A 12,733-nucleotide genomic window follows, 5' to 3' on the forward strand; every position below is an offset into this window, starting at 1 on the left:
AAATAATTCTTCCGCTGATGATACGCAAAGCAAAGCGGCGCGCATTCTAAATCGTCATGCTGTCGTCAGGCTTCCGGCTGTGCCGTGCCCGCAGACTTCTGCGCCGCAATGAACTCGGCTGCATCGTCCGGAATGTCGTCCAGATCATCGTCGCTGCCAACATCCACGTTGAGCGGCGGCTTCTTGAACAGGATATCGTACAGCACCGGAACGATATACAGGGTCATCAGGGTGGCGTAGCTCAGGCCGCAGATGATGACGATGGCCATGCCGCTCATCAGCTGGCTTGCCATATCGCCGCTGAACACCAGCTGCAGCATGGCCAGCACAGTGGTCAGGGTGGTCATGAGGATGGGGCGCATACGGGTCTTGCCGGTAGCCACCAGCGCAGCGCGGCGCTCCATGCCGCCAATGCGCAGCTGGTTTGCATAGTCCACGAACACGATGCCGTTGTTGACAACAGTGCCCATCAGCACGATGAAGCCCATCAGGGAGATCATGGTGAGCTGCTGGCCGGTGACCAGCAGGCCCAGCAGGCCGCCGGTAAAGGCCAGCGGCACCGTGAACAGCACGATGAAGGGGGACAGCAGGCTCTGGAACTGTGCCACCATGACCAGATATACAAAGGGCAGGGCCAGAGCCATCCACTGCACCATTTCGTTCACCATGTAGTCGGTGCCCTCGGTCTCGCCGCCCAGCGTGGTGCTGCAGCCCTCCGGCATCTCACCGCTGGCCGCGTACTCATCCAGCTTCTTCTGCAGCACGCGGGACTGCACCATGGTGTTGTAGCCATCCAGCGTATCCGCCGTAACGGTGACAAACTCGGTCTGGTTCTCGCTGGTAATGGCATCCGGTGCGGTGCCGGTGGTCCAGCTGGCGATATCGTTCAGGGTGCAGGTACCATTGGTCACTGTGCCGTCTGCCGACATTTCGGTGGTCTCAAAGGTAAGCTCCATCATGTTTTCCTTGGTGACGGGGTCCAGATTGTCCGTGATCTGGACATCCATGGTGGTGCCGTTCACCGTGACGGGGGTCTGGGCGGTGGCGGTGGTGGTGAGCTTTGCCGCGATCTGCTGGTACACCTGCGCAACGGTCAGGCCGTAGGCGCGCACCTTGTCGCGGTCCACCTTCAGGATGATGGTGGCATCGCCGCTGCCAAGGCCGTTGTCCGCATTGGCAAAGCCCTCGGTATCGTTGACGATCTCCATTACCTTCTCGGAAACGGTGGTCAGCGTTTCCGGATCCTTGCCGTAGACCTTGACCGACAGGCCGGTGGCCAGCTGGCTGGTCAGATCATCGGTCATGCCGTACAGCTTGACCTCAGCGGTGCAATTCTCGATCTGGGACACTGCATCCTCCATGGCCTGCCGGGTCTTTTCCACCTCACGGGAGGAAAGGCTCTTGCTCATCATAACGTTGATCTTGTATCTGCCGTAGGCATTGGCGGAGTTCAGGATATCGGTAATGGCGGTGGGCAGGCCCAGCTGGCTGATATCCAGACCGGCCATGCTGGTGTCGAGGGTGATGCCCACCTCTTCCACGTTTTCTACATTCAGGGCCGCCTCTGCCACCTGACCCGCAATGGCATAGGATTCCTCCTTGGTCAGGCCGTCGGCGGTGGACAGGGTGATCTGCGCCTCGTTGCTGGTGATGCTGGGCAGCAGCTCCACGCCCATGTTCAGCACCTGCCAGCCGCTGAACACCAGCAGCACCACCGCCGCGATCAGGGGCAGGGCACGGTGCTGCAGGCACCATTCCAGACTATGGGCATACTTTTCCTGCACCTTTTCAAACCAGGCAAGGCGCTTGGGTTCAGCTTTTTTCAGCACAGTAGAGGACGCCGCCGGGACCACCGTGAGCGCCACGATGAGGGAGGCCATCAGGCAGTAACCGATGCACAGGGACATGGGCATCATCAGACTGCGCACAATGCTGGCCGAGAACACCACCGGCAGGAACACGCACACCGAGGTAAGGGTGGAGGCCACCACCGACATGCCCACCTGTTTTGTGCCCTGCACGGCAGCGCGGGCCGCAGGCACGCCGCGGCTGCGCAGACGGTAGACGTTCTCAATGACGACCACCGAGTTATCCACCAGCATACCAATGCCGAGGGAAAGGCCGGCCAGGGTCATCACGTTCAGGTCCAGCCCCGTAAAGTACATGAGCACCACCGCGAACAGAACGGACAGCGGGATGCTGATGCCGACCACGAGGGTGGGCTTGATATCCTTCAGGAAGATGGCCAGCACGATGATGGCCAGTGCAGCGCCCACCACCATGCTGGTGAGGATGCTGTTGATGACGATGGTGATGTAGTTGCCCTGATTGGACAGCACCACCATGTGCAGGCCGTCGTATTGTTTTTCCAGCTCTTTAAATGCGGTCAGGCAGTTGTCGGAGACCTCGCCTGCACTGGAAGTCGCATTCTTATAGATTTTGAGGATGGATGCCTTTTCGCCGTTCAGGCGGGTGTAGCTGTCGGCGGAGTTATCAATGACCTCCACATCCGCCACATCAGAAAGGCGCACGTCGCCGTAGCCCTCCACATGCAGCAGCAGGGCACCGCTGATATCCTTCACACTGTTGTACTCTTCGCCGACTTTCAGCAGCCAGGACTCGCCGTCCTGATCCTGCACGTAACCGGCCGGCATGGAGAAGTTCTGGGCATAGATGAGCTGCGCCAGCGTTTCAATGTCCAGCTGCTTTGTCACATCGGCCTGTGCCAGAGCGTTGGTCTTGGCCGTCTCGTACTCTGCCTTGGCAGCCTCCAGCTGCTTTTCGTACTCGTTCAGCATTTCACGCGCTTCGGTGAACTGCATATAGGCGTTGAGCTGCTGCTGGGAGAAGCTGCCCAGTGCGCCGGAGAACTCGGTCATCAGCTGGGGCACATTGTCCATGGCCTTGATGGTGCTTTCCAGCGTGTTATAGACCACATTCAGGCTTTCCTGCAGCTGCATCTCATTGGCAAGATCCTCTGCGGTGCTGCCTTCGGAGCCGGTCTCGGTGTTCACGCGCTCCTGCAGTTTCTGCAGGGCGGTAGTGAGCTTATCGGCAATGGTGCGCAGCTCAGCCACAATATCGATCAGAGAGTCGATATCCCGCATACCGGTCTCGTTGAACTTGTCCATGACCTTCTGCAGACCGTCGCGCACCTCGATCAGGGCCTGCTGGATCTCAGGCTCCTTGACCACAGCGATCAGGCTGTTCACGCTCTCCAGAAGAGCCTGCGCCTGCGCGCGCACCGTTTCCACTGCGGCGCCCACCTCGGTGCTCATCTGGCTCATGACCGAGTTGGACACCGTATTGCCAAAGTTTTTCAGCTGCTTTTCGTATTCCTTGCGTCCGGCGGTGATCTGTGCCTCGGCGCTTTCCAGCTGGGAGCGGGCTGCAGCCAGCTGGGTATCGATCAGTTCCAGCAGCTTTGCGTTGATCTCGTCGATCTTATCCTGATTGAGCTGCACCTGCACCAGCTTTTCCACCAGACCGCTGGACGAAACGCTGGACACACCGCCCTTGCGCTGCACTTCCGGCACAAGGGTGTTCTGGATAAACTCAGAAAGCTCGTACTGGTCGGCACCTTCGCGGCTGACAGCCACCGTCATGAAAGCGTTCATGTTCAGGCTGTACTCAATGATGGAGGGGGTCAGGCAGGTGCTGGGCAGGTCGCTTTTGGCCTGATCCAGCTTGTTGGACACCTTGACCAGCGCGCTGTTCATATCCGTATCCTCGGTAAACTCCATCAGCAGCAGGCTGTAGTTTTCTGCCGATGTTGCGGTGATCTTGGACACGCCCGGCACTGTGAGCGAGTTCTGCAGCACATCCGAGACCTCGCTCTCCACGCGCTCCGGGCTTGCACCAGGATACACGGTGACCACCATCAGATACGGTGTGTTCACGTTGGGCAGCAGGTTCGTATCCATCTTTGTGACCGCCACAAAGCCCAGGATCAGGATCATGACCACTGCAACCAGCACCGTAAACGGCTTTTTGACACTGAATTTTTCCATTTTCTCCTACCGTTTCTCTGCCTTGCCGCAAAGCAGGACAGCTGCTTTCCCTGCGGGAAAGGCTACACTTCAACATTTTTATTATACACGCAAGCCCCCGCCTTGCAAGAGCGGGGTGGGATTCTTTTGCGATTCTTTGGATACTTTCGCAAGATTTTAACATTTGCCGTTCCGTTTTTCCATTTTCCGGCTGCGGGTGCGACCAAATTCGGTCAGTCTTCCTTTATGGATACGCGGCAGCAGGGCAGATTGTTGCACCTTTTTAAAATTTTTCTGCCAAAGCGCCAGAGCCGCTTTTTGTTTTTTGCGTGGAAATGTGCATTTGAATATGTTATACTAGAGTACAGAATGGATCAGCAGGCTCTTTTTCGGGCCTTATCCTATAGATTCGACCGATAAAAACGAGGAACACTATGAAAAAAGTCATTTCCGTCCGTTTCAAAGAGAACGGCAAAAGCTATTATTTTGATCCCGCCGGGGCCGACATCAAAACCGGCGAATATGTGATCGTGGAGACCGCCCGCGGCATTGAGTGCGGCGAGGTGGTGCAGGGCGTGAGGGAGATCGCCGATGCGGCAGTGCCCAAGGCCCTCAAGCCCATTACCCGCATGGCCGACAGCGTGGATATCCGCCGGATGCGCCAGAACCGTGAGGACGAAAAGCGCGCCTACCGCACCTGTCAGGAGTGCATTTCCCGCCATGGCCTGGAAATGAAGCTTGTGGAGGCCGAGTATACCCTAGACCGCTCCAAGATCATGTTCTACTTTACCGCCGATGGCCGCGTGGACTTCCGCGAGCTGGTCAAGGATCTGGCCGGTATCTTCCACACCCGCATCGAGCTGCGCCAGATCGGCGTGCGGGACGAGAGCAAGATGATCGGCGGCCTTGGCATCTGCGGCCAGCCCTTCTGCTGCAGCCGCTTTTTAAAGGACTTCCAGCCCGTCTCCATCAAGATGGCCAAGGAGCAGGGCCTTTCGCTGAACCCCACCAAGATCAGCGGTGCCTGCGGCCGGCTGATGTGCTGCCTTGCCTACGAGGAAAGCGCCTACGAGTACCTGAACAGCATCATGCCCATGGTGGGCAGCACCGTGCGCACGCCGGACGGTCTTGGCACCGTGCTGGAGGTGAACCCGGTTTCCGGCTATCTGCGGGTGCGCTGCGGCACCGAGAGCCTTTCGCCCCGTTACTATAAGGTGGGCGTGTGCGAATATATCAGCGGCGGCAAGCGTGCGCCCCGCCGCCCGGACCCGGACGACGATTACTCCGGCGTGCGCAACCCGGCCCCGGTGGTGGCTTCCTCCGACGATGGCGAAAAGCGCTGCGCGGGCGGCGGCTGCGCCCGGAAGCGCGCTGCCGAAAAGGAGTGAGGGACGCGCCGGAAGTTCTGAGGGGTTAGTCTGCTAAAACTAACTGTTCTTCGTGATTTTTGCCAAAAAACTCCTGCAAATTTGGCCATAAGTTAGCCTGTGCTTTTGTGCAACCCAACAAAAAACAGACTTTTGTGTTTTTCGGGTCACGGTTAGTCTTGCCTTTTCTCACCTGCTTTGTTAAAATGCAGGCAAGGATATGATTTCCGGAGAGACATGCACAGCCGTGCCATACATGACTCTTCATACAATACTTCGGGCACGGAGATAAAAAGGAGAGTTTATTATGGCACACAAGGTTTCTGACGCATGTGTTGGCTGCGGCGCTTGCGAGGGCGCTTGCCCGGTTGGCGCTATCACCGTTGATGGTGTTGCTTCTGTGAACGCAGACGCTTGCATCGACTGCGGCGCTTGCGAGGGTGCTTGCCCCACCGGTGCTATCACTGCTGAATAATTTTAGCAGCTGCACAAAAAACGCATCAAAAGCAGCAGGCCTGTCCAAAGCAGGTCTGCTGCTTTTTTGTTTTGCAGTAATTCGCACAAATTCCCCGAGCAATTCCACGCATTTTTTTGAGAGGGTACGGCACACTTATCTATGGAACATTCTACCGAAGTCTTGTATAATAGAACTATGGTTTATTGCTCGCCGGAGCATCGTTTTGGCTCCGACGCGCTGCTGCTGGCCCGTTTCTGTGAGCCAAAGCGCGCCCAGAAGGCCGCAGACCTGTGCTCCGGCTGCGGCATCGTGGCGCTGGAATGGCACGACCGCGGCCACCGCGGCCCCTGCATGGGGCTGGAGCTGCAGCCCGAGGGCAGCGCTCTGCTTTCCGCTGCGGTGCAGGAGCAGGACATCGGGCACATTGAGCCTGTCTGTGCCGACCTGCGCGCTTTCCGGCAGGGCGAGGGCAGTTTTGACGTGTGTGCGTGCAATCCGCCCTATTTCACGGATGGGCCCCAAAGCCAAAACGCAGCCCACGCCCTTGCTCGGCACGAGAACACCTGCACACTGGACGATGTGTGCCAGTGTGCGTTCCGCCTTTTGAAGGACGGCGGGCGCTTTGCGCTGTGCCACCGGCCGGAACGACTGGCGGAGGTGCTGGCGGTGCTGCGGGCCAACCGGCTGGAGCCGAAGCGGCTGGCCTTTGTAAAGAACAAGGCGGACGGCGCGCCATGGCTCTTCCTTGTGGAAGCGCAGAAGAACCGCAAGACCGGCCTGCGGGTGGAGCCGGATGTGTTGATCAGCGCCGGTGCGGCGTTATATGGGAGGTAAACTATGGCAGGAACTCTTTATATCGTGGCAACGCCCATCGGCAATCTGGACGATATGCCGCCGCGCGTAGCGGCCACCTTTGGCGCGGCAGACTTTATTGCCGCCGAGGACACCCGTGTGACCATGAAGCTGCTGAACTTTCTGGGCCTGAAAAAGCCCATGGTCAGCTACTATGAGCACGCCCTGCAGAAGGGTGAGGGCATCCTGCGCCGCATTGAAGCAGGCGAGAGCTGTGCCCTGTGCAGTGATGCGGGCATGCCCTGCGTCTCCGACCCGGGCGAGGTGATCGTGCGGGACGCACTGGCCCGGGGCATCAAAGTGGTGCCTGTGCCGGCGGCTTCCGCCTGCGTCACAGCGCTGGCCGTGTCCGGGCAGGACACCTCCCGCTGGGTGTTCGAGGGCTTTCTGCCCGTGAACCGCAAGCAGAAAAAAGAGCGGCTGGCTGCGCTTTTGCAGGAAAAGCGCACCACCATCTTTTACGAAGCGCCCCACAAGCTGCGCACCACGCTGGACGATCTGGCCAATGCCTTTGGCGCAGACCGCAGCATCACTCTGTGCCGGGAGCTGACAAAGCTGCACGAGGATATCTGGAAGACTACCCTCGGCGAGGCGGTGGAGCACTACAAGACCAACGAGCCGCGCGGCGAGTATGTGCTGGTGATGGCCGGTGCGCCGGAGACCGCCGACCCGGAGCAGGAGCTGACGCTGGAGCAGGCAGCGCATCGGGCGCTGGAGCTGACCGGGCAGGGCTTTGGCCCCACCGCCGCAGCCAAGGCGGCGGCACAGGGCACACCTTATTCTAAAAGCGAAGTGTACAAGCAGCTGCTGGTATTGCAACAGGGCCAGCAGGCTGGTGAATGACAGCATCTCAGGTAAATGGTAATAGAGGAGGACCCCTTTTGTGACAAAGCTTCTGGTTTTGAGCGACAGCCACGGCGGACGTGCCGCCATTGAGCGCGTGCTGATGAAAGAGAGCAAAAGCATCGATGCCCTGATCTTTCTGGGCGATGGCCTGCGGGATCTGGAACTGGCTCTGACGCTGTACCCCAAGCTGCGGGCCTACTCGGTGGCGGGCAACTGCGATTACGGTGCACTGGAACCCACCGACGGCCTTGCCGCCTTTGACGGCGTGGTGATCTTTTACACTCACGGTCATATGTACGGTGTGAAATACGATCTGGATACGCTGGCAGATGCCGCATCTGCCCGGGGTGCCGAGGTGGCGCTGTTCGGCCACACCCACATCCCCCATGCAGAGACCCGCAACAAGGTGTTTTTGTTCAACCCCGGCTCCTGCGGCCGGTGTTACACCGGGCCGGACACCTACGGCATCCTGACGCTGGACGAAGGCAAAGTGACCGCCTATGAACATAAAGAGGTACCCAAACAATGAGCATCAATGAGGTGCGTTATCTGCCGGAATGCGGCAGCACCAACGCTTACGTGAAGGAACATTTTGAGGAGTTCGGCCCGGTGGGTGCGGTGTATACCGAGAACCAGACCGCAGGCCGCGGCCGCCTTGGCCGCAGCTGGGTGAACGCCGAGGGCAAGGCCCTGTATTATACGGCAGCCATCCGGGAACCGCTGGCCCAGCCTGCCACCCTGCCGCTGCTGGCAAGCCTTGCCGTGCGCACCCAGCTCAAGCTGCGCTACGGCGTGGACTGCCAGATCAAGTGGCCCAACGACCTTCTGCTCAACGGCAAAAAGATCGTGGGCATCCTGTGCGAGGGCGTGAGCTACGGCTACCAGCAGCAGGGCCGGGGCATTTTGTGCGGCATCGGCATCAATCTGGCCCAGCCGCAGAGCTACTTTGATGCCGCCGGTCTGCCCAACGGCACCTCGCTGGCGCTGCAGGGCGCAAAGGTGGATCTTTCCACCGACCCCGCATGGCTGGCCGAGGGCCTGACCGACTTTGGCTTTGACCGCAACATGTATGTGTTTGCCCGCGATGGCTTTGCACCCTTCCGGGAGGAATACAAGGCCGCCTGCGTCAATCTGGGCCGCCGGGTCACCTTCGACCTGCCGGACGGCGGGCAGGGTGCAGGCGAAGCCGTTGATGTGGACGAAGAGGGCCGTCTGGTGGTGCGCACCGACAGCGGCGAAGTGCACGTTTTTACCGGCGAAGTGTCGGTGCACGGCATCTACGGTGCCGTCTGAGTTTTATAGAGCTGTATGCTCCACGCGGACAGTTTTAAGCCTGCATGGAGTTTTTTTGCACATTTTTGCTCGATTTTTCCGCAAAACGCTTGAATTCACGAACTTTTTGTGAATTTGTTGTGTACATTTCCAGTTGTCAATTCAGTCACACTTTAGTATAATGGAGTATGTGCCAGCGTATCCTTTGTTGGATAGGATGCGCGTGTTTTAGGAAATAGGAAAACAGACAGCACAAGCGCCCTGCCCCAAAGACAAGGCGCTTGTGCTGTCGCAAGGAGAGCAAACATGAAAGATCAAGAATCCTTCAAGCCGTATATTCCTGCGGAAAAGATCACCGCAGAAATGACGGCGACCTCTGTGATCATGGGCATCATCCTGTCCGTGGTCTTCGGCGCTGCAAACGCCTATCTGGGTCTGCGCGTCGGCATGACTGTTTCTGCCTCCATCCCGGCAGCAGTCATTTCTATGGGCGTGATCCGCGTCCTGCTCAAGAAGAACTCCATTCTGGAGAGCAACATGGTGCAGACCATCGGTTCCGCAGGCGAGAGCCTGGCCGCCGGTGCCATCTTCACCATGCCCGCACTGTTCCTGTGGGCAAAAGAGGGTCTGTGCGACAAGCCCAGCATCCTGGAGATCACCCTGATCGCCCTGTGCGGCGGCATTCTGGGCGTTCTGTTCATGGTGCCCCTGCGCAACGCCCTGATCGTCAAGGAACACGCCACCCTGCTGTACCCGGAAGGCACCGCCTGTGCAGACGTTCTGCTGGCCGGTGAAGAAGGCGGTGCAAACGCCTCCACCGTGTTCTCCGGCATGGGTCTGGCAGCCATCTTCAAGTTCATCGTCGATGGCCTGAAGATGATCCCCGCCGACATTGCCGTGGCCTTCAGCTCCTTCAAGGGTGCTCTGGGCATGGAAGTGTATCCCGCTCTGCTGGGCGTGGGCTACATCGTCGGCCCCAAGACCGCTTCCTACATGTTCACCGGTTCTCTGGTGGGCTGGATGGTCATTATCCCGCTGATCTGCCTGTTCGGCGCAAACATCTCCCTGTACCCGGCAGCAGCCGGCACCACCATTGCTGATCTGTATGCAGCAGGCGGTGCAGACGCTATCTGGTCCAACTACGTCAAGTATATCGGCGCAGGTGCCATTGCTACCGGCGGTATCATTTCGCTGATCAAGAGCCTGCCTCTGATCGCATCCACCTTCCGTGATGCCATGAAGAGCATGAAGGGCGGCAGTGCTTCCGGCACCTCCCGTACCGAGAAGGACCTGCCCATGCCCTTTATTCTGGGCGGCATCCTGCTCATCATCCTCATCATCTGGCTGGCTCCGGCAATTCCCGTCAGCCCGCTGGGTGCTCTGCTGATCGTCATCTTCGGCTTCTTCTTCTCCACCGTCTCTGCACGTATGGTCGGCATGATCGGCAGTTCCAACAACCCGGTCTCCGGCATGACCATTGCCACCCTGCTGATCGCTACCATGATCCTGAAGGCCACCGGCAACGTTGGCATCGAGGGCATGATCGGCTCCATGGCCATCGCCTCTGTCATCTGCATCTGTGCTGCCATTGCTGCTGATACCTCTCAGGACCTGAAGACCGGCTACCTGCTGGGTGCGACCCCGGTCAAGCAGCAGATCGGCGAGCTGATCGGCGTGATCGCCGCCGGTCTGGCCATCGGCGGTGTGCTGTACCTGCTGGACAGCGCATGGGGCTACGGCGGTGCCGAGGTCCCCGCACCGCAGGCTACCCTGATGAAGATGATCGTTGAGGGCATCATGGGCGGCAACCTGCCCTGGAACCTGGTGTTCACCGGTGTGTTCCTTGCCATTGCTCTGGAGGTCCTGCGCATCCCTGTGATGCCGTTCGCCATCGGCCTGTATCTGCCCATCTACCTGAACACCTCCATCATGATCGGTGGTGCTGTGCGCTGGTTCATGGACAGCCGCAAGAATGTTGACGCGAAGCTCAAGGAAGAGCAGACCACCAATGGCACCCTGTTCTGTGCCGGTATGATCGCAGGCGAGGGCCTTGTGGGCATCCTGCTGGCTGTGTTTGCCGTGTTCGGCATCAGCACTGCCCTGAGCATTGATCTGGGCAACATTGGCGGCGTGGTTCTGATGATCGTGATGATCGCATGCCTGCTGGCCTTCTCCATGAAGAAAAAGAAGAACTGATGAGTAAGAAAAAGCAGTCCATCAACTATCTGGACCTCATTCCGCAGCGGGCGGAAACCCTGCGCTGGCACACAGACGAAGCCACCGGCCTTATCACCCTTGAGGTGGAGAACACCGGTGTGTTCAACACGATCGCGCAAAAAGTGTTTCATAAACCGCGCACCACACAGGTGCATCTGGACGAGACCGGCAGCTATCTCTGGCCGCTGATCGACGGCCAGAAGACCGTTGCAGACCTTGCTGAATGCATGAAGCAGCAGTTTGGCGAAAAGGCCGAACCGCTGTACCCGCGCATCATCAAGTACTTCCAGATCGTGGAATCTTACCACTTTATCAAGTTCCTCAACCAATAAGCACAAAAGAAGCGGCGCTCAGAGCCTGTTGCAAGGCACTGAGCGCCGCTTTTCTTATTCTTTTTTGCCGCTCCAATCTACCGCATCTGCGGCCATGGCATTTTATCTTCTGCGCCTTCTCTTTTTGAGGCTCAGCGATCCGCCGCCCGCGGCAAGAGTGACCGCCGTTAATGCAATGAGGATGAACAGCAGTGCACACAGCAGAAGCGCTGTGGCTTTGGTGTCAGTGCGGAAGTCGGAGACGTACTCTCGGTGGGTCACAAGGTCCACCGTGCCCACTTCATCGCCGTCCAGATACACGGTGGCTGTACCCACCACACTGCCGCTCTTGACGGTGGCCGCAATGCTCTCCGGTAGGTCGAAGGAGTAGGTGACGATATCATCCGCGTGGCCGTAGCCGCTCACCGGTGCGGCAGCATACAGCTCCACTGCCGGTTCAGTGCGGCACTTGGTCAGGTCTACGGTGGTCAGCACGGTCTGGGTGTCCACCAGCGGGCGGTCGGCAAAGCTGGCAAAGGCCCAGTCGAACAGATCATCGCACTCGGCAAAGAGGTGGTCCGGCGTATCGCAGCCAAGGATCACCAGCCCGTAGGTGTGGCCGTCCTTTTCCGCAAAGGCCACGATGCAGCGGCCTGCCAGCGTGGTAAAGCCGCCCTTGACCCACCGGACATACTCCCGGTAGTTGGCGCTCTCGCTGTTCATCAGGCTGTTGGAGCTGCTGATGGTGTGCTCAGCCTTGCGGAGGTTCGTGGCCGGCAGGACATAGCTGGCGGTGCCCGCCACCTGTGCAAAGGTCTGGTTTGCCGCACAGGCGGCGGCGATCTTTGCCAGATCCTGCGCGGTGGACACGTTGCCGTAGTCAAACAGGCCGTGGGCACAGGTAAAGTTCGTGCCGGTGCAGCCCAGCTCCTGGGCACGGGCGTTCATCTGCTTGACGAAATCCAGCACGCTGCCGCCCACATCGTAGGCAATGACGCTGGCGGCGTCGTTGGCGCTGACGATGAGCATGGCGTTCAGCAGGTCGATGCGGCGCACCGTCTCGCCGATGCGCAGGCCCATAGTGGTGCCGTTAGCGTTCTGGATATCCCGGAACTCCTGGGTCAGCGCGGTGGGCACGGTCACTTCACCGTTCAGATCCTTGCCGCTTTCCAGCAGCAGCAGGGCCGTCATGAGCTTGGTCAGGCTGGCAACATACTGCTGCTGGTCAGCATTCTGGTTCAGGATGGTCTTGCCGGTGTCGGCGTTGAACAGGTACACCGCCTCGGTCTCGCTGGCGGTCTGGATGGGCATGGGATATACCGCAAGGCCCGGCAGTGCAGCAGCAGCGGCCAGTGCCAGCGTGAGCACCAGCGCCGTCATGCGGCGGAAGATGGTGTTTTTGAACATGAGCGTGCCCCCTTG

Annotated in this window: 10 protein-coding genes; 8 read left to right on the forward strand and 2 right to left on the reverse strand. The window is 59.0% G+C overall.

The features are described from left to right. Positions 1–65: 65 nt before the first annotated feature. Positions 66–4,010 (reverse strand): efflux RND transporter permease subunit, encoded by a 3,945-nt coding sequence (locus tag GKG34_RS08220; protein ID WP_154255967.1) that lies wholly within the window; start codon positions 4,008–4,010, stop codon positions 66–68. Positions 4,011–4,423: 413 nt separating this feature from the next. Here GKG34_RS08220 and GKG34_RS08225 point away from each other — a divergent pair, with 413 nt between their 5' ends. The 8 genes from GKG34_RS08225 (at position 4,424) to GKG34_RS08260 (ending at position 11,332) form a co-directional block, all read left to right on the forward strand. Then, positions 4,424–5,377, forward strand: coding sequence for a stage 0 sporulation family protein (locus GKG34_RS08225; RefSeq protein WP_154255968.1), 954 nt, complete (start codon positions 4,424–4,426; stop codon positions 5,375–5,377). A 286-nt stretch (positions 5,378–5,663) separates the two neighbouring features. Continuing rightward, positions 5,664–5,831, forward strand: coding sequence for a 4Fe-4S binding protein (locus GKG34_RS08230; protein ID WP_005937576.1), 168 nt, complete (start codon positions 5,664–5,666; stop codon positions 5,829–5,831). A gap of 141 nt (positions 5,832–5,972) precedes the next feature. Then, entirely contained in the window at positions 5,973–6,647 is a 675-nt protein-coding gene (locus tag GKG34_RS08235) for a methyltransferase domain-containing protein (protein ID WP_223388446.1), read from the forward strand. Between the two features lie 3 nt (positions 6,648–6,650). Next, positions 6,651–7,508, forward strand: coding sequence for a 16S rRNA (cytidine(1402)-2'-O)-methyltransferase (rsmI, locus tag GKG34_RS08240; RefSeq protein WP_120081296.1), 858 nt, complete (start codon positions 6,651–6,653; stop codon positions 7,506–7,508). A gap of 40 nt (positions 7,509–7,548) precedes the next feature. Next, positions 7,549–8,040: a metallophosphoesterase gene (locus GKG34_RS08245; protein WP_347563443.1), complete on the forward strand. Its 492-nt coding sequence runs from the start codon at positions 7,549–7,551 to the stop codon at positions 8,038–8,040. Further along, positions 8,037–8,804: a biotin--[acetyl-CoA-carboxylase] ligase gene (locus GKG34_RS08250; RefSeq protein ID WP_097774116.1), complete on the forward strand. Its 768-nt coding sequence runs from the start codon at positions 8,037–8,039 to the stop codon at positions 8,802–8,804. The genes GKG34_RS08245 and GKG34_RS08250 overlap by 4 nt, the downstream gene beginning before the upstream one ends. A 285-nt stretch (positions 8,805–9,089) precedes the next feature. Next, positions 9,090–10,979, forward strand: a complete 1,890-nt coding sequence (locus tag GKG34_RS08255; protein ID WP_154255969.1) for an oligopeptide transporter, OPT family — start codon at positions 9,090–9,092, stop codon at positions 10,977–10,979. Continuing rightward, positions 10,979–11,332, forward strand: coding sequence for a PqqD family protein (locus GKG34_RS08260; protein WP_154255970.1), 354 nt, complete (start codon positions 10,979–10,981; stop codon positions 11,330–11,332). Before GKG34_RS08255 ends, GKG34_RS08260 begins: the two co-directional genes overlap by 1 nt. A 102-nt stretch (positions 11,333–11,434) precedes the next feature. Here GKG34_RS08260 and GKG34_RS08265 read toward each other — a convergent pair whose 3' ends face one another. Then, positions 11,435–12,718, reverse strand: coding sequence for a serine hydrolase (locus tag GKG34_RS08265; RefSeq protein WP_154255971.1), 1,284 nt, complete (start codon positions 12,716–12,718; stop codon positions 11,435–11,437). Between the last annotated feature and the right edge of the window lie 15 nt (positions 12,719–12,733).

The sequence above is a fragment of the Faecalibacterium sp. BIOML-A4 genome (genome assembly GCF_009679665.1).
In the GTDB taxonomy this organism is placed as follows: domain Bacteria; phylum Bacillota; class Clostridia; order Oscillospirales; family Ruminococcaceae; genus Faecalibacterium; species Faecalibacterium taiwanense.